At 68.1% G+C, this 16,917-nt stretch carries 13 protein-coding genes; 8 read left to right on the forward strand and 5 right to left on the reverse strand.

Translation table 11 applies throughout. The annotated features are described in order from the left end of the window. Window positions 1-109: 109 nt before the first annotated feature. Both H6717_29440 and H6717_29445 read left to right on the forward strand, forming a co-directional pair. A complete protein-coding gene (locus H6717_29440; GenBank protein ID MCB9581189.1) occupies window positions 110-2,824 on the forward strand; it encodes a hypothetical protein in 2,715 nt (904 codons plus the stop codon). Window positions 2,825-2,826: 2 nt separating this feature from the next. Next, window positions 2,827-3,786, forward strand: a complete 960-nt coding sequence (locus H6717_29445) for a Crp/Fnr family transcriptional regulator (protein MCB9581190.1) — start codon at window positions 2,827-2,829, stop codon at window positions 3,784-3,786. 94 nt (window positions 3,787-3,880) lie between these two features. Here H6717_29445 and H6717_29450 read toward each other — a convergent pair whose 3' ends face one another. Further along, window positions 3,881-5,404, reverse strand: coding sequence for a serine/threonine protein kinase (locus H6717_29450; GenBank protein MCB9581191.1), 1,524 nt, complete (start codon window positions 5,402-5,404; stop codon window positions 3,881-3,883). 176 nt (window positions 5,405-5,580) lie between these two features. Here H6717_29450 and H6717_29455 point away from each other — a divergent pair, with 176 nt between their 5' ends. From H6717_29455 to H6717_29465, 3 genes are read left to right on the forward strand one after another with little or no spacing between them, the layout of a single operon-like run. Further along, a complete protein-coding gene (locus tag H6717_29455) occupies window positions 5,581-6,321 on the forward strand; it encodes a tetratricopeptide repeat protein (GenBank protein ID MCB9581192.1) in 741 nt (246 codons plus the stop codon). After that, the gene (locus tag H6717_29460; protein ID MCB9581193.1) at window positions 6,321-7,250 is read left to right on the forward strand and encodes a hypothetical protein; all 930 of its coding nucleotides are present in this window, start codon (window positions 6,321-6,323) and stop codon (window positions 7,248-7,250) included. Before H6717_29455 ends, H6717_29460 begins: the two co-directional genes overlap by 1 nt. Then, entirely contained in the window at window positions 7,247-7,663 is a 417-nt protein-coding gene (locus tag H6717_29465; GenBank protein ID MCB9581194.1) for a PH domain-containing protein, read from the forward strand. The genes H6717_29460 and H6717_29465 overlap by 4 nt, the downstream gene beginning before the upstream one ends. A gap of 4 nt (window positions 7,664-7,667) precedes the next feature. Here the strand turns inward: H6717_29465 and H6717_29470 are convergent, their stop codons facing one another. Beyond that, on the reverse strand, window positions 7,668-10,643 hold the full coding sequence (locus tag H6717_29470) for a penicillin acylase family protein (GenBank protein ID MCB9581195.1): 2,976 nt from the start codon (window positions 10,641-10,643) through the stop codon (window positions 7,668-7,670). Window positions 10,644-10,700: 57 nt separating this feature from the next. Then, window positions 10,701-11,147 carry a ribonuclease HI gene (gene rnhA, locus H6717_29475; protein MCB9581196.1) on the reverse strand — a complete coding sequence of 149 codons (447 nt, stop codon included), beginning with the start codon at window positions 11,145-11,147 and terminating at the stop codon, window positions 10,701-10,703. Between the two features lie 126 nt (window positions 11,148-11,273). Between rnhA and H6717_29480 the strand changes: the two genes are divergently transcribed. Together H6717_29480 and H6717_29485 are read left to right on the forward strand one after the other, a co-directional pair. Then, on the forward strand, window positions 11,274-12,134 hold the full coding sequence (locus H6717_29480) for a fibro-slime domain-containing protein (GenBank protein MCB9581197.1): 861 nt from the start codon (window positions 11,274-11,276) through the stop codon (window positions 12,132-12,134). A 36-nt stretch (window positions 12,135-12,170) separates the two neighbouring features. Continuing rightward, the gene (locus tag H6717_29485) at window positions 12,171-13,442 is read left to right on the forward strand and encodes an AI-2E family transporter (protein MCB9581198.1); all 1,272 of its coding nucleotides are present in this window, start codon (window positions 12,171-12,173) and stop codon (window positions 13,440-13,442) included. 1 nt (window position 13,443) lies between these two features. On the opposite strand, the gene H6717_29490 is transcribed toward H6717_29485, so the two are convergent. Both H6717_29490 and H6717_29495 read right to left on the reverse strand, forming a co-directional pair. Next, the gene (locus H6717_29490) at window positions 13,444-13,953 is read right to left on the reverse strand and encodes a hypothetical protein (protein MCB9581199.1); all 510 of its coding nucleotides are present in this window, start codon (window positions 13,951-13,953) and stop codon (window positions 13,444-13,446) included. Between the two features lie 25 nt (window positions 13,954-13,978). Next, entirely contained in the window at window positions 13,979-14,203 is a 225-nt protein-coding gene (locus tag H6717_29495; GenBank protein ID MCB9581200.1) for a hypothetical protein, read from the reverse strand. Window positions 14,204-14,303: 100 nt separating this feature from the next. On the opposite strand from H6717_29495, the gene H6717_29500 reads away from it, so the two are divergent. Further along, a complete protein-coding gene (locus H6717_29500) occupies window positions 14,304-16,622 on the forward strand; it encodes a helicase (GenBank protein MCB9581201.1) in 2,319 nt (772 codons plus the stop codon). The last annotated feature ends 295 nt before the right edge of the window (window positions 16,623-16,917 follow it).

Here is a 16,917-nt window from a genome sequence, read left to right on the forward strand (position 1 = left end):
TCGGCAAGAAGGCGCGGAGATCCCGAGCGATGGGCCCGGAGCGGGAACGGCGGAGCGGAGCGGTAGACACCGCCGCCCAGCATAGCAGGCCGTGATAGCGTAGCCGCCGATGCTCGCGGACCTGGTCCAAGTTCGTCCCAGCGAGCGACGCGCCAGCTTCGTCGCCTTCGGCACGCTGCTGGCGCTGATGGCCGGTCACGCCTTGCTCGAGACGGCGCGGGACGCGCTGTTCCTCGCCAAGCTGCCGGCCACCCGCCTGCCCTTGGTGTACCTGGGCGTGGCGGCCATTGCCGTGGGCGTGGGGCGTTTCGCGCCACGCCTTCGCCCCTCGGACTACGCGGCCTTGCTCGGCAAGCTGGTGGCGGCCGCCGCCCTCGGGACCTTCGGCTTCTGGCTGCTTTCGGCCTCGCTTCGGCCTTGGGCCCTGTATGCCGTCTACTTGTGGTCGGCGCTCGTGGCTTCCCTGGTGGTCACCGCGTTCTGGCTGATGCTCAGCGAGCGCTTCACGGTGACCCAAGCGAAGCGCGTGTATGCGTTCATCGGTGGCGGCAGCGTGCTGGGCGCCGTCGTGGGCACCGCCGTCGCTGGCGTGCTCTCGTCCTTCGTGGCGGCGCGCCACCTGCTGCTCTGCTCGGCCCTGGTGTTCGCCCTGAGCGCCGCCGGCCCGCTCTTGCTCTCCCGCTCGGCGGACATCTTCGCCCCGCTCAGCCCGCGCAAGGAGCACGGCAGCGCCCGCGAGGCGATGAAGTCGCCCTACCTGGCGCGGGTCGCGGGGCTGGCCCTGATCGGCACCGTGACGCTCACCCTCGTGGACTACGTGTTCAAGAGCAGCGTGGCGCGCGTCGTTCCCGCGAGCGAGCTCGGCAGCTTCTTCGGCAAGACCTACCTGGCGCTCAATCTCGTGTCCCTGGGCGCGCAGCTGTTCTTGGTGCGGGGCATCGTACGCAAGCTGGGGGTCACCGGTGCCCTCGGCGTGCTGCCACTGCTCTTGACCCTGGGGGCGCCGGTCCTCGCCGTCACCAGCGCGCTGTGGGCGGCGCTGCTGCTCAAGGGCACGGACGGGAGTCTCCGCTATTCGTTGTCGCGCACGGCCACGGAGCTCTTGTTCCTGCCGCTGCCGGAGAGCGCACGCTCGAGCGCGAAGACCGCCATCGACGTGGTGATCCAGCGCGGTGGCCAGGCCCTCGCTTCTCTGGGGATCCTCGCCGCCGTGGCCCTGGACGTCCCGGTGCGCTGGCTCGCCGCCGCCGTCGGGCTCCTCGCGCTGACCTGGTTTTCCCTCTCCCTCAAGCTCCGCTCGCACTACCTGAACCTGTTCCGTCGCACGCTGCAGGAGAGCGCCGCACAGCCGCGCTTCCGGGTCCCAGAGCTGGATCTCTCCAGCCTCGAGGCAGTGATTGCCGCCCTCAACAGCAAGAACGACGCCGAGGTGCGCGCGGCATTGGACTTCTTGGATCAGGAGCAGCGCGCCCGCCTGATCCCCGCATTGATCCTCTACCACCCAGCGACGGACGTCGTGCTCCAGGCCCTCGACATCTTCACTCGCGCCGAGCGCGACGACTTCGTCCCCATCGCGGATCGGCTGCTCGACCACGAGAACCTCCGCGTGCGCGCCGCGGCCTTGCGAGCGCGCACTGTGATCGCTCCCGACCGTGCTTTGCTCGAACGTCACGCGGCATCGACCTGTCCGTCGCTCTCCGCCACCGCCCTGGTGTGCCTGGTGGCCAACGGCTTCGCCGATCGCGACAGCGTGAGCGACGGCATCGAAGCCATCTTGAAGGACGGGACGGAAGACGCCCGGCTGGCGTTGGCGGACGCCATCGGCGCCACCCGCGCGACGGCCTTCGAAGGCACGTTGGTGCGCCTGTCGCGGGACTCGAGCGAGGCCGTGCGCCGCGCGACGCTGGTAGCCATGGGCCGTGCTCCCAGCGCGCGCTACCTGCCCGGGCTCACCGCCATGCTCGAGCACCGCACGCTGCGCGCCGAGGCACGTCACACGCTGGTGGGCCTGGGAGAGATGGCGCTGTCCTTCTTGAGCGGCGCACTCGCGGACGACGCCCGCCCCGTCACCCTACGCCGCCATCTCCCGCGCACCCTCATGCTGTTCGAGCCCGGCAAGGCGGCCCGGGTGCTCCTCGAGCAATTGGCCGTGGAGCAGGACGGCATCGTTCGCTACAAGACGCTCCGAGCCCTGGGCAAGCTCCGAGCAAGAAACCCGAAGCTCCGGCTCGACGACGCGGCTCTCGACGATCTGATACGCCGCACTGTCTCGCGCATGTACCTGCTGCTCGAATGGCGCAGGGTGCTGGAGGCGGGCCGCATCGAGGACCCACGCCGCGCGACCGCGGCCCAGGGACTCCTCACCCAGCTGTTGCGGGACAAGGAGACCAACGGCATCGAACGCCTGTTCCGTCTCATAGGCCTGCGCTACCCCAAGGAGGACGTGGCCACCATCTACCGCGGCTTCGCGAGCTCCGTGCCCGCCGTGCGCGCCAGCAGCCGCGAGCTGGTGGAGAGCTTGCTCGAGGGCGGGCTCCAAGGCGCGGTGCTGGGATTGATCGACGACGCGCCGGACGCCGAGCGGCTCGGCCAAGCGGGGTCGTTCCACGAGCCGCGAGACCTCGGTTATCTCGAGGTCCTCGACCAGCTGCTGCTGCTGTCGGGAGACTCCCTCAAGAGCCTGGCCGTGTATCACGTCGCCGAGATCGGCCTCTCGGAGCTCAGACCTCGGGTGCAGGACATCGCCGACGGCGCGCCCACGGACTTCCTGGCGGCCATCACCCAGCGCGCGCTCTCGTCCCTGGCGTCGGGGATGGAGGGCTAGGCATGCCGCGGGACGCGCGTTTCGTGGGCCCCGTGGAGCGCCTTTTGTATCTCCGATCCCTCCCCGGCTTCGTGAGCCTGGGCGCTTCCGAGCTCGCGACCATCGCCTACGAAACCCGCGAGCGCTTCTTCAAGCGGGGCCAGCGGCTGTTCACCGAGGGCGAAGCGGCCCGCGCAGTGCACTTCCTGGTGGAAGGTCGCGTCAGCGTTCGCAGCCAAGGCCGCATCCTGCAGCTCATCGAGCCTCCCTACACCGTCGGCTTCCTGCCCGTGCTCGCGCGCGGCAATCAGCACGTGGAAGCGCGGGTGGAATCGGACACCCTGACCCTGGAGCTGCCTGCGGAGAGCGTGCACGACGCCTTCGAAGACAGCTTCGCGCTGCTCGAGACCGGCGTGCGCCAGCTCGCCCGGCAGTTCGCCGAAGTGCAACGCAAGCTCGAGCTCCGCGGCCTGGTCGAGCGCGCGCCGCCCGTGGACACCCCCTACCCCGAGGCCGAGCTCGATCTCGTCGAGCGCCTGGTGGCGCTGCGCCGCACGGGTCCCTACGTCGCCGCCAGCCTCGATTCCCTCACCGGCCTCGTCCGCCGCATGCAGGAGGTGCGCTTCGAGCCCGGCGACGTCCTGTGGGAAGAGAAGGACCCGTCGACCTACGGCATCCACGTGGTCCACGGCACCGTGATGTGCGTGGGCGACGACGGCCTCCGGCGCTTCCCCATGGGCCCGGGATCGGTCATCGGCTACAGCGAGACCCTCGGCCGCATCGACCGCACCTATCGCGCCACGGCCGAGACGCGCGTCGTCGGGCTGCGTGGCAGCCAAGACGCCTTCCTCGACACCCTGGAGGACAACACCGACCTGGGCATGGCCTTCATGGGCTTCGTTTCCTCAATGTTGCTGGAGCTCTACCGGCGCCTTGCGGACGACGACGAGCTCGCCGCGGAAGCCGTCCCGAGCCTGGCTTGAGTCGCCGACAGATTTTGTCGGGACGGCGCGGAAACACTCTCCGCGCGGTACCGCGCCGAACCGACATGCTTCGGCAAAGACGGCTGCGGCGCGTTCAGTCGAAGCGGTGGAACGACGAGCTGCCCTTTTCCTTCGGCTGCGACACGTACACCCGCGACGGCTGCTTCTGCTCTTCTTCCTTTTTGCTGAGCAGAACCTTGATGCGCTGGTTCACGTCCGGCGTGATGTTCTCGGCGGCGGGCGCGTAGCCTTCCAGCGTGAGCGAGATGCGGAGCTCGGCCTTGCCCTTGGGCAACCTGAGCTCGAGGGGCGTCTGGCCCTGGTCGACGTCGCCCACCATCACGTGGGCCCCCATGGGCGTGCTGTCGACGCTGAGGGTCACCTTCTCGACCCGTGCTCGATGGGCGGCGCTGGACAAGCCGGGCAGCGCGCCGAGGGCTTGCAAGTGGTGGGGCGGCGGCTCGGATCTCTGGGTCAGCACCACGGCAGCAGCGGCCAAGAGCCCCGTGAGGCCCACCGCGACGCCGATCAGCCGACGCCGACGGCGCCGCTGCAGATCCTCCGCGTCCGAGCTCATGGGCATGATCGAGGAGATGTTGCTCTCCGCCTTGCCGCGGACGCCGGACATCAAGCTGTCCGAGTCGTGCTCGACCTCCGGGATCTCTACTCCGCTGTCGACCTCCGCGGCTGGCACCTCGGTGATGGACGAGCCCATCCGGAGCCGCGCCAGCATGTCGCGCTTGCTCGTGATCCGATCGGAGAAGATCTCGGTCATCAAGCTGGCCAGGGCTTCTTCCGGGGCCACCGGCGCGTTCATCTCGCGCATGGCGCTCAGCAGATCGCGTCGCATCTCCGCGGCGGTCGCGTAGCGCGCGTCGGGATCTCGCTTCAGTGCTTTCATCAACACCCGCTCGAGCGCGGCCGGATACCCCTTGATCAGCTTCGACGGGGGGTAGATGGGATCGCGGCAGACAGCCTCGAGCATGGCCAGCTTGTTGCTGCGCTTGAACAGCCGCTTCCGGGTGGTGAGCTCGTAGAGCACGATGCCCAGCGCGAACACGTCGCTGCGGCGATCGAGGGCGCGCCCTCGACACTGCTCCGGCGACATGTAGTCGAATTTGCCTTTGAGCTGGCCGGCCTCGGTCTGGGTGATGCGGTCGGCCGCCTTGGCGATGCCGAAATCCAGCACTTTCACGGCGCCGCCATAAGTGACGAAGATGTTTTGCGGGGATACGTCCCGATGCACGAGCCGCAGCGGGTTCCCATCCGGGTCCGTGAGCTCGTGAGCGGCGTGAAGGCCGGCGCAGGCCTCGGCGACGATGTAGGCACACAGGGCGAAGTCGGTGTTCTTGCCCGTCACCATGCTGCGGCGGATGAGCCCGGCGGCGTTCTCGCCCTCCAGGTACTCCATCACCAGGTACAGGTCGTCGCCTTCCTGGCCGAGCTCGGATACGCTCACCACGTTGGGATGGCGGATCTGTGCAGCCAAGCGCGCCTCGTCCAGGAACATGCTGACGAAGCTCTGCTGTTCCGCCAGGTGTGGCAGAATCCGCTTGATGACGAGCGGCCGCTCGAAGCCGCTGGGCCCCACCAGACGTCCCAGCAGGATCTCCGCCATGCCCCCGGTGGCTAGGCGCCCGGCTACTTCATAGCGTCCGACCCGCTCGGTCGCGTGTGATTCCGCTGCGCCCATTTCCCCTGATAGACTAGAACGTTATCCCAATGCGAGCACTTCGAACAAGACTGCGCGCCGCCCTGAGCCTCGTGACAATTGGCTTGGTTTTTGTACCCGCAGTGGCGTTCGGGCAGGCGGCCGGATCGAAGAAGAGCGCACGAAAGCAGGCGCTCGAGTTGTTCGATCAAAGCGCCGAGAGCTACCGCGCCGGGCGTTTCGACGAAGCCGCCAAGCTCCTGGAGAAGGCTTACGCACTGCATCAAGAACCGGTGCTTCTCTACAATCTCGGCCGCGCCTACGAGGGGCTGGGCGAGTACGAAAAGGCTGTGGACGCCTATCGCCGCTATCTCGAGCAGGCCCCCGACGCCAAGGACCGCGGCGCCCTCGAACGGCGCGTGGAAACCATGGAGCAACAGATCGCCGAGAAGGAGAAGCTCGAGGCGAACCAGAAGCGACCCGAGGACGCAGCAAGCCAGCAGAAGCAGAAGAAGGAACCGAAACAGGACAAGCCCGCGAAGGCAGACTCCGGCGAGAGCTGGTTTCCCGGTCCCATTCCTTGGATCGTCGCGGGCGTGGGTGTCGCCGGCCTGGCCGCGGGCGGCTATTTCGGCGTTCGGGCGTCCAGCAAGCGCAGTGAAGCGGCGGACGAGCCCGTGCAACGCCGAGCGGCCGACACCTTCAGCGAAGCGGAGAGCGCGGCGTCCATGGCGAACGTGTTCTTCATTGCGGGAGCGGTACTCACGGCGGGAGGCGTCACATGGATTGTCCTCGACCAGAGCGGGAAGTCGAACAAGGAGAAGAAGGCGCGCATCGAGCTGCACCTGAGCCCGACCGGGGTGGCCGTGGGAGGCCGCCTCTGATGACGAAGTGGTGGATGCTTTCCCCGGCGTTGGTGGTGGTCACCGCGTGCAGCGTCGACCCCGTGGATCTCCGAGGTAAGAGCTGCCCCTGCGACGACGGCTTCGTGTGTGACCCCGTCGAGAACGTCTGCGTCACCACCTTGGACGCCAGCGTGGGCGGCAGCTCCGGCACGGCAGGAGCCGGTGGCACGGGCGCCCTCGGTGGCGACGGCGGGACCGGCGGCGATGCAGGAACCGCGGCCAGCGGCGGAACGGGGGGTGCGCCCGGTGGCGGTGGCGTGGCAGGGACGGGCGGTAGCGCGGGTACCGGCGCGACCGCAGGCACGGGCGGCAGCGCGGGCACCGGAGCAACCGCGGGCACGGGCGGCACCGCGGGCACGGGTGGCACCAGTGCCTGCGGTCCCGGACAGAAGCTCTGCTCGAGCGGCTGCGTCGACGAAGACGTGGCCCACGGCTGCAGCTCGACCAGCTGCGCAGCCTGTCCCACGGGCATTCATGGCGATGCCGCCTGCATCTCCGGCAGCTGCGGCTTTACGTGCGACCCGGGCTACGGCGACTGTACTTCCGCCAACGGTTGCGAGACCAACCTGCAGACCAGCGCTGCGCATTGCGGCGCGTGCACCCACGCTTGCCCCAGCGGCGCGAGCTGCGTGGACGGCGCCTGCCACTGCGGTGAGGACAACCAGTGCGGCACGGACGGAAAGTGCACCCAGAGCACGGGACTTTGCTCCTGCAACGGTAACGCTTGCGTGTGGGGCGAACAGTGCAAGACGTCCACGACCTGCGGGTGCAATGGCGGCGCGGACTGCTCCGCGGGGGAGCTCTGCTGTCCGTCCGGCTGCGCCAACATCCAGAACGACGCGAAGAATTGCGGCGGCTGTGGCAAGGACTGCGGCGCCGGCAAGTGCGTCAACGGAAACTGTCAGTGAGCGCCGAAGCGGAGCAGGTACTGTTCGCGGGTCGCCCCGCCCTGCTTCCTGGCCTGGGAACCTTGCTGCTGGTCATCTTCACCCTGGGTCTCGCGCTGCCGGTGCTGTGGTTTCGGCGCCAGAGCAAGAGCTACAAGATCACCACCCAACGGGTCGTCATCGAAACGGGACTCTTGTCCAAATCGATGGAGCAGATCGATCTCTATCGCATCACGGATTACGTGGTGGAACGGCCGTTCTCGCAACGCATCTTGGGCACGGGAAACCTGATCTTGGAGACGATGGACAAGACCACCCCCGAAGTCCACCTGGACGCCCTGTCCACGAACGTGGTGGCGCTGTACGAAAGGCTGCGCGCCGCGACCGAGACCGAAAAGCTCCGTCGCGGCGTTCGCGTCGTCGACTACGAGTGAACGGTCACGGCTGAAACAGCGTCTGGCCGGCGCCGGAGGGCAACGCCGCGAGCACGTCGTCCAGCTCGAACGGGATGGGATGCGTCTCGTTCTTGCGCCAGTATTCCGCCTCGTCGCGGAAGTGCTCGCTGTCCTTGTCCATCACGGCGCCGCCGGGCAAGGCGTTCCGAATCACGGGCCCCGTGGGCGTCATCTCCGCCACGAAGCGCTGGACCGGCCCCGAGCCGTACTCGAAGTTCAGGTCGCTCTTCAGGCTGCGCGTGATGCCGAAGTTCGATGCATCCACGTTCCACTGGTCGCCGTGGCGGGGGAACCCCTTGGGAAACACTGGATCCGACGTCGGCGGGATGTCGGCAAACCACAGCGGGTTCAGGCTGTCGAAGCGCACTCGATGCAGGTCTCCCCAGCGCCAGGAGGCGCGATCAGCACCGAAGATCTTCACCAGATCGTCCACGGCATCGAGCATCGCGGTCACCAGCCGATCGTCCTTGCTCTCGGTGGTGGCCGTGGTGGAAATGTCGTCCCACAAGATGCTCTGGCCGCTCGCGGCATCGTAGGTAGCCAGCGTCGTCGGATCTTCTTCCAGCAGGCGGATGAAGCCGCGCACCGTGTAGGTGCTGCCCAGGGAGGACTGGCCGATCAGCGTCAGCTCGTCCTCGAAGGTGCGAGCGATGGCCCGCACGATCCAGGCGTTGAAGATGACCGTGGCCTTGGCGTTCGCGGCCTCCTGGGCATCCACGTTCAGCGTGCCGTCATCCAGATTGATGCCCGCGTCGGCGGAGAACCCGCCGGTCTGCCAAGCCGTGAGCGAAGCAATGAGATCGGGCACGTCCGCCGCGGCGTAGCGGGAGTCCGCGACCACGGTCGCTAGATCCGGATGCGCGCCCGCCGTCGCCTTTTCGGCCTCCGCGTTCTGGAGCGCCGTGAGCAGGTACTGGGCGAGCCGGCTGCCGAGCGCGCTCTTGTGATCTCCCTGGATGCTCGACATCCCGTCCGGGTCGATGCCGTCCGCCTCCGCCGTGAGCCGCTCTTCGATGCGCCCCAGGCGGAAGCCCTGCGCGAACTCGCTGCCGATGTAGAACGGCTTGTTGTTCGGCAACAGGTCGTTGCTCGGGTCGTTGTCGATCGTGGAGCCGACATTGTCGGTGTTGGCCGTGGCGATCCAACCCTTGGCCGGCGTCTTGAGCTTGGGCAGGTAGGCTTCTTCCAGGTACTCCCCGGTCCACTCGTAGTCCCCGCTCTCCCCGTCCAGCACGAAGGCCGGCAGCGTGCCGGTGAAGGTCGCGGGATCCCAGGTGTAGGCCTTCTTGTCGCGGTAGGGCAGCTTCGCCGGGGCGGTCCATTGGATGTCGCCGGCGCTGTCGGCGAACATCCAGTTCTGGGCGCCGGTTCCGAAGGGCAGCATCGCCTTGCGAGCGTCATCCACGTTCTTCGAGCGCGGGAGGTTGAACACCGCTTCCACCTCGCCGGTGGGCATGTGCCCGGTCCAGCGCACGCTGAGGGCCGTGCCGCTGGGCGCGTCCACCTGGTGTGAGGAGTTGATCTTGGGAACCAGCGGCCCGTGGTGGGGCACCACCAGCACGTCCCAGGTGTAGTCGGGATTGTCCGCGATCTTGATCGTCTCCGAGACCTTCTCGAAGGGGACGTCCGCGCCTTTGAACACGACACCCTTGCCGTCGCTGCTCAGGGTCTCCTTCCACACGTCCGTCACGTCGTAGCCGGCGGTGGTGGCGCCCCAGGCCAGGGTGCGGTTGCTGCCCAGAATGACACCGGGGATGCCGGGGAACGCCAGACCGATGATCTCGAAATCGTCGCTCGGATCGTCGGCGTTCTCGACCACCACGTGGGTCGGCCAGAACACCATGGGCGACGAGAGCCCGAGGTGCGGATCGTTGGCCACGATGGCATTGCCCGACTTCGTCTTCGCGCCCGCCACGGCCCAGTTGTTGGAACCGGCGAACTCGTCTCCGCCCACGAAATTCTTGGCGCTCTCCACCGCGCTCACGAACGGCGCGACGGACTTTCGCAGCTCCTTCGGCAGATCGATGAAGCTCGCGATCGGGGCCTTGTGCTTCGGCTTGCCCATCCGTAGCAGGTTCTTGGACGGCGCCGCCGGCCACAGCATGTCCGCCGTCTGGGTGGGGTCGTCCGGGTAGCTGGTGAGCGGCGTGTTCGGCACTGGCGGCGCAAATCGCACCAGATCAATCAAGATCCCGCTGCGCTTGGCGACGTCCGGATCCGACGCCGTGGAAGCGAACGTCGAGCGAAGCGCGTCCACCTTGGAGGTGAGGCTGATGTCGGCGTCAGCGTCGTAGCTCAGCGAGAACGTCTGCAGGCGTCCCATGGCCAGGGTGTCCACCGGCGACCAGTCCGTGAACGCCGAGGGCGGCATTCCGGGCAGCGACTGCGGCAGCTTTACGTCACCGTTGCGAAGGGCGGCGTTGTATTGCGAGATGCCATCGCTGAAGGCGTCGAGGGCGCGCTTGACCTCACTCTGGGGATCCAGGTTGTCGTAGATTTGCTTGGCCACCCGCCCGAGGCCGATGGTGCGCATCGTGATGTCACTGTCGATCTGTCCGGCATCCGCGCCGCCGAACAGCTCCGCCAAGCGCCCCGTCGCCAAGCGGCGGGCGATCTCGAGCTGGCCGGCGCGATCCACCGCCATCATCCAACCCTGCACGCGGAAGGCGTCCATGGTGTTTCTGGCGTAGATGTGCACCATGCCGTACTTGTCACGCACCACACTCACGGCATCCTGAAGCCCGGACAGCTTGACCGTCTCGGCGGTATCGAGCTTGTCGCCAAGGATGCCGGTGTCGCCGCCCCCGTCGGTCGCGTCTCCCGTTGCGACGTCGGAGCCAGCGTCGGTCCCGCCATCCTTGTCGGACGGTGAAGCACCCACACCTTCGTCGTCACCACAGCCTTGAGCGGCGGCAAAAGCGAAAGAAACGATCAGCGGAGCAATCCAGCGAAGCCTCATGCCTGGACCTTTTGCCAGGTCCGAGCCGCGCGCAAGGCCGCTGGTGCGGAAAACGCGTCAGGCGCCCAGGCGGACCTGCTCCAGACCCTGGCGGGCCAAGGCGTCGGCGCGCTCGTTCTCGGGATGCCCCGCGTGTCCCTTCACCCAGTGCCAATCCACGTCGTGCGGCTGGATCGCGGTCTCCAGGCGCTGCCACAGGTCGACGTTCTTCACGGGCTTCTTGGCCGCCGTCTTCCAGCCACGACGCTTCCAGTTCGGCAACCAAGACGTGATGCCGTCCCGCAGGTAGACGCTGTCGGTGTAGAGTTGGACGCGCATCGGGCGCTTCAGCGTCTCCAGCGCGCGGATGGCAGCCATGAGCTCCATCCGATTGTTGGTGGTCTGCGCTTCGCCACCGCACAGCTCGCGCTCCGCGCCACGGTAGCGCAACACTGCCCCCCAACCCCCGGGCCCCGGATTCCCCGAGCAGGCCCCGTCCGTGTAGATGTCCACCGCCTCGGTCACGTCGCGCTGGTACCACGGATCCGTCCGCGGCCGCACGCGTCCATCCAAGACCGAATAGTCCGTCGCCAGTGGACGCGCCTGGCTCCCGGTACCAGCGACTGGTACTCTCCAGGCCTGGAGGTTCGGATGTGGCGTAGGCCCTCACGCTTGGCGAGCATCGTCGCGACCCTCGCCCTGGTCGGCTGCGGCGGGAGCGACGACGGAAGCACCGTCGCGAGCAATGGCTCCGGCGGCAGCGGCGCGAGCGGCGGCGGGGGCGGCGGCGGCCTGATCGGAACCGGTAGCACCGGCAACGGGGGTGGTGGCGGCGCTGCCGGCGGCGGCTCCGGCGGCAATGGCGGCGCTGCGGGCAACGGTTTCTGCGGCAGCACCCTGACGGGCACGATCCGCGACTTCCAACAGAGCCACCCGGACTTCGAGTTCAAGATCGAAAGCGACCCGGGCATCGTCGAGACGAACCTGGGGAGCGATGGCAAGCCCGTGTACGCCGGGCAGACGAACAACCCGACCACCACCGGCAAGGCGAACTTCGACCAGTGGTATCGCGACGTTCCGGGCGTGAACCAGAAGGACTTGCTCGCGATCCCGCTCACGAACACCTCCGGCAACGTGTGGACCTACGACAACTCCGCGTTCTTCCCCATCGATGGCAAGCTGTTCGGCAACGAGGGCAATCCCCACAACTTTCACTTCACCTTCGAGCTCCATACCAAGTTCGTTTACCAGGGCGGAGAGGTGTTCACGTTCACCGGCGACGACGACTTGTTCGTGTTCGTGAACGGCAAGCTGGGCATCGATCTCGGAGGCGTGCATGGCGCCGAGAGCGGCCAGATCGATCTCGACGCGAAGAGCGGGGAGCTCGGGATCAGCAAGGGCGGAACCTACGCCCTCGACTTCTTCTTTGCCGAGCGCCACACGTCGGAGTCGAACTTCCGAATCGACACCACCATCGCCTCGTTCGTCGACTGCGGGCCCGAAATCCGCTGATCTCCGCGGCCGAAGGCCTGTGATAGAACGGGCCTCATGGAGGCGGAGCGGAGGGAAATCAGCTTCGGTCGGGGCGCGTACGTCGTCCTCGGCGTGCTCGCCGTGGGGCTCCTGCTCTGGTGGCTGCGGGGCGTGCTCACGCCCATCTTCCTGGCCTTCACCATCGCCTACATCCTCGATCCGGTGGTCGACCGCCTGGAGCGCTGGAAGCTCCCCCGGGGCGCCGCCATCGCCGTGGTGCTCGGCGGCTTTCTGCTGGCCATTGCCGGCTTCGCTTTGCTGGTCCTGCCGGACGTCATCCGCGACATCGTGGGCGTCGCCCGGGAGCTGCCCGCCCACGCGAAGAGCGCGCTGGACCGCGCCGAGCCCTACCTCGCGAGCCACGGCGTCACGCTGCCCCACTCCGCCGACGAGTGGGTCGCGCGGCTTCAAGCCAACACGGACAAGCTCTCCAGCGTACCCCTCTCTCCCATCGGGAGCGTGCTCAAGTCCGTGATCGGCGGGACGTTCTCGGCGATCGGAGCGGTGCTGGCAGCGCTGATCGTCCCCATCCTCGCGGTGTATCTGTTGAGCGACTTCGACAACATCACCGCCGGGGTTCGGGATCTGATCCCGATGCGTTACCGCGCCACCGTCGTCGGCTACGCCACCGAGATCGATCTGGTGCTGAGTCAGTTCATGCGCGGCCAGCTGACGGTCATGGGCATCCTGGCGGTGCTGTATGGCGGCTCCTACGCCATCCTCGGTATCCGCCTCGCCATTCCCATCGGCATCGCCGCCGGTGTGCTGAACATCGTGCCCTACGTGGGCAGCGCCTTTGCGCTGGTGGCGGGGCTCCTGATGGCGGTCCTTGGAGGCGGCGGCTGGGTTCAAATCGTCGGCGTCATCGTCGCCTATGCCGTGGTCCAAACGCTGGAAGGCTTCGTGATCACGCCTCGCGTCGTGGGCGAGAGCGTGGGCCTGAAGGAAGTCTGGGTGCTGCTGGCGTTGTTCGTGGCCGGAGAGATCTTCGGCTTTCTCGGCGTGCTGCTGGCCGTGCCGATGGCCGCGGTGCTCAAGATCTTCGTGACGCGCGCGGTGAAGCACTATCGCGAGAGCGCCCTTTACCTGACGCCGGCGGAGGTCGTGGCAACGGGCCCGCCGTTCTCCGCGCCGGAAGTGTCGGAGCCGCCGCTGCCGGTGGAGGACGACGCGGGCCCTGCGCCAGAGGCGTCCGTAGAGGACGACGCGGGCCCTGCGCCGGAGGCGTCCGCGCCTGACGACGCGGAAGAATCGCCGCCGCCCAGCGAACCGCGCCCGGCGGACTGAGTCAGCCGCAGCTACAGCCGGCCTGACGCACACGCTCGCGAGCGCCGTCGACCCGCGTGGTGGCGCTGACGCAATGCTCGTCGTCCTCCGCGGTCAACTCGCAGATGCGATCGCGGCTGCGGAGCATGGAGCCGAAGGCCTTGCACGCCGTCTCGCAGTCCGGGCCCTCGGCGGCCTTGGGAACTGGTGCGGTGCTGGGCCTGGCGGAGCCAGCGCCGGCGGACGCCCCCGGCTTCTGGGCCTCGTCCACTTCGGCCGCACCGCGCTCCGGCTTCTCGGCCGCGTCCACGTCGGCCGCACCGCGCTCCGGCTTCTCGGTACCCACCAGGGCGAGCAGCTTGCGCTCGCTCTGATCCAGATCCGCCTCGAGCTTGGAGAGGTCCTTGGGAACCTCGGTCCGGTCCTGCGGCTCGGGCATCTGCGCCGGAACGGCTTCGGAGGCGGGACGAGCCGCACCTCCGCACCCCACCAAACCCACCATCAGAACACCCGTCAGAGCTCCCAGCCTCATTCGGCTGGAGCTTAGCCGAAGGCGGTCAGCCCCGCAGCGCCGGCGGCGGCCGCCGCGGCGTATCTTCTTCCGGCATCAGGGAGAACACGAGCACCGCGCCCACCACCGGGACCAACCAGATGAGCTGGCTTTGCCGCATCTTTTGCTGGCGATCGAACATCTGGCTCTTCCACACCTTGCGGGTGAGCCACACCTGGAACAGGGCAAGCGCCACCAGCATGCCCCCGAAAACGAAGTCGCTCGTGCTCATTGGCGGGACAATGTGAGTCCAACCGGGCCTCAGCGCAAGGCCGCAAATCGAAGGGTTTGTCGGGGGCTGTCTCCCCTCCCGCGTGTTCTATGCTTGCGTCATGCAACCCGGCGCACCGGCCCCCGTGGTCGCCGTGTTGGGCCCCACCAACACCGGGAAGACCCACCGCGCCGTGCAAGCCATGCTCGAGCACGACAGCGGCATGATCGGGCTGCCGCTGCGGCTCTTGGCGCGGGAGGTCTACGATCGCATCACGCCGCTCGTGGGCGAGAGCGCCGTGGCCCTGGTGACGGGCGAAGAGAAGCGCATCCCACCGCGGCCCCGCTTCTGGGTCTGCACCGTGGAGGCGATGCCCATGGATCGCGCGGTCGACTTCCTGGCCGTGGACGAGATCCAGCTCGCCGCGCACGCGGAACGCGGTCACGTGTTCACCGAACGATTGCTACACGCCCGCGGACGCAAAGAGACGTGGTTCATGGGCGCCGACACCATGCGCCCCATGTTCCGCGCGCTGCTGCCGCAGGCGTCCATTCAGAGCCATCCTCGGCTGAGCCGTTTGAGCGGCGTCCCGCCGTCCACTCTGGGTGGCCTGCCGCCGCGCTCCGCCGTGGTCGCCTTCTCCATGGCCCGCGTGTACGAGATCGCCGAGCGCATTCGTCACCGCCGTGGAGGCGCAGCCGTAGTGCTGGGCGCGCTCTCACCCCGCGCCCGCAACGCGCAGGTCGGCATCTACCAAGCCGGCGAGGTCGACTACCTGGTCGCGACGGACGCCATCGGCATGGGCCTGAACCTCGACGTCAGTCACGTGGCCTTCGCGGATTTGCGCAAATTCGACGGCCGCGACGCCCGCGAGCTGACGCCGGCGGAGCTGGCGCAGATCGCCGGGCGCGCGGGCCGCCACCTGTCCGACGGCAGCTTCGGCGTGCTGTCCCCCACCCGCCCCTTGCCGCACGACGTGGTGCGCAGCATCGAACGCCACCAGTTTCCGCCGGAGCGCACCCTGGTGTGGCGCAGCGCGGAGCTCGATACGTCGTCCCTGGACGCGCTCGTGCGCTCGCTCAAGCGCGGCTCGCCGTCAGAGCTCCTTCGGCTGGTGGACCGCGCCGACGACTTCGCGACGCTGGTGGAGCTGACGGCACGCCCGGAGATCCGCGAGCTGGCGGATGCGCCGGAACGCGTCGCGCTGCTCTGGGACCTGTGCCAGATCCCCGACTACCGTCAGCTCCTGATCAGCCATCACGCGAATCTGGTCGCGGAGCTCTTCGCTCAGCTCACGGGCAAGGACGCGCGTCTGGATCGCGATTGGCTCGAGCGACGCATCCGTCGCCTGGACGACGACGAGGGCGACATCGACACCCTGCTCAGCCGGATGGCGTTCGTGCGCACTTGGACGTACGTCACCAGCCATGGCGGCTGGGTGCAAAACGCTGCCGAGCTCCAGGCCCGGACGCGGGCGATCGAAGATCGCTTGAGCGACGCGCTCCACCAGCGCCTGGTCGAGCGCTTCGTGAAGCAAACCAGCAAGAGCGCGACGTCCGGCCCCAGCCGGGCTGCGCGCCGCACCGACAAATCCAATCCCTTCGAACGGCTGGAAGAGCTGCGGGCAAAGCTGTTCGGCCAAGAAGAGGAGCCCAGCACCGACGCCCTGAGCGCTGCGCTGGACGCGGAGCATTCGGCCCTCAGCGTGGACGCCCTGGGTCGCGTGTCCTTCGAAGGGCAAAGCCTCGGGCGACTGTCCCGCGGCAGCGACGTGCTGCACCCCGACGTGCGGGTGGACGTGGAAGGCACGCTGTCCGCGGGCGTCCGCCTGCGTCTTACGCGACGGCTCACGGCCTTCGGCCGCGATCTGGTCGAGGACGTGCTCGCTCCCCTGCGCGATGCACGCTTGGCAGAGGTGTCTCCCGCGGCTCGGGGGCTCGTGTACCAGCTGGAGCAGGGACTCGGCACCGCAGCACGCAAGAGCGCCGCGGATCAGATCGCAGCCCTCACCGCCGACGACCGCCGCATCTTGAACGAGGCCGGCGTGCGTCTGGGACAGCGCTACGTCTACCTCCCCGCGCGGGTGAAACCGCGCTGGTTGGTGGCGCGCTCGGCCTTGTGGTCGGCCTACGCCAGCAGCTTGCCCCTGCTGCCCGGGCCGAGCCAAGTGTCCATCGTGCTCTCGGAGAGCCCGGCGCGGGAGCTCGACCAAAGCTATCTCACCCTCGGATACCCCGTGATCGCCGGACGCGCGATCCGAGTGGACGTGGCGGAGCGCATCGCGTCTCGCGCTCGCGAGCCCGAGGGCGCAGCACGGGACGTTGCCCGCTGGCTGGGGACCTCGGAACGCGACGCGACGCGGGTGCTCGCCGCCGTGGGTCGCCGAAGCAAACGCCCCCGCCGGCGGCGTCGTGCGAAAAGCCCGCCGGCCGAGAGCTGAGCCACTCTTTTTCCTGGGATTTTCCGTTAGCTGGTTGGAGCGGCGCGATGCCCGGCGCGCAGCGACCGGAAATTCGCGAAAATTCCGCGCCCGAGCACGACCGTCGCCGCCCTTTCACGCAACCTCGGCGCGCGGTCCGTAGCTCCGAGAGGCAGGCGTCAGCTCACCCCGGAGGCCGGGACATTTTTGCCGACCCCAGTGGAGCGCCCGTGCTACGTGGCAAGAGACGTTTCGGCCGAGCAAGGCCGCCGCAGCCGACTTCGACCGACCGTCGCCGATCATCCACCAGTGCGAA

Source organism: Polyangiaceae bacterium (genome assembly GCA_020633235.1).
In the GTDB taxonomy this organism is placed as follows: Bacteria; Myxococcota_A; Polyangia; order Polyangiales; family Polyangiaceae; genus JACKEA01.

Excerpts from the sequence above, each read along its gene's own strand:
- H6717_29440 (MCB9581189.1), top strand. The coding sequence starts at position 110 with ATGCTCGCGGACCTGGTCCAAGTTCGTCCCAGCGAGCGACGCGCCAGC.
- H6717_29445 (MCB9581190.1), top strand. The coding sequence starts at position 2,827 with ATGCCGCGGGACGCGCGTTTCGTGGGCCCCGTGGAGCGCCTTTTGTAT.
- H6717_29450 (MCB9581191.1), bottom strand. The coding sequence starts at position 5,404 with ATGGCGGAGATCCTGCTGGGACGTCTGGTGGGGCCCAGCGGCTTCGAG.
- H6717_29460 (MCB9581193.1), top strand. The coding sequence starts at position 6,321 with ATGACGAAGTGGTGGATGCTTTCCCCGGCGTTGGTGGTGGTCACCGCG.
- H6717_29470 (MCB9581195.1), bottom strand. The coding sequence starts at position 10,643 with ATGAGGCTTCGCTGGATTGCTCCGCTGATCGTTTCTTTCGCTTTTGCC.
- H6717_29480 (MCB9581197.1), top strand. The coding sequence starts at position 11,274 with ATGTGGCGTAGGCCCTCACGCTTGGCGAGCATCGTCGCGACCCTCGCC.
- H6717_29485 (MCB9581198.1), top strand. The coding sequence starts at position 12,171 with ATGGAGGCGGAGCGGAGGGAAATCAGCTTCGGTCGGGGCGCGTACGTC.
- H6717_29490 (MCB9581199.1), bottom strand. The coding sequence starts at position 13,953 with ATGAGGCTGGGAGCTCTGACGGGTGTTCTGATGGTGGGTTTGGTGGGG.
- H6717_29495 (MCB9581200.1), bottom strand. The coding sequence starts at position 14,203 with ATGAGCACGAGCGACTTCGTTTTCGGGGGCATGCTGGTGGCGCTTGCC.
- H6717_29500 (MCB9581201.1), top strand. The coding sequence starts at position 14,304 with ATGCAACCCGGCGCACCGGCCCCCGTGGTCGCCGTGTTGGGCCCCACC.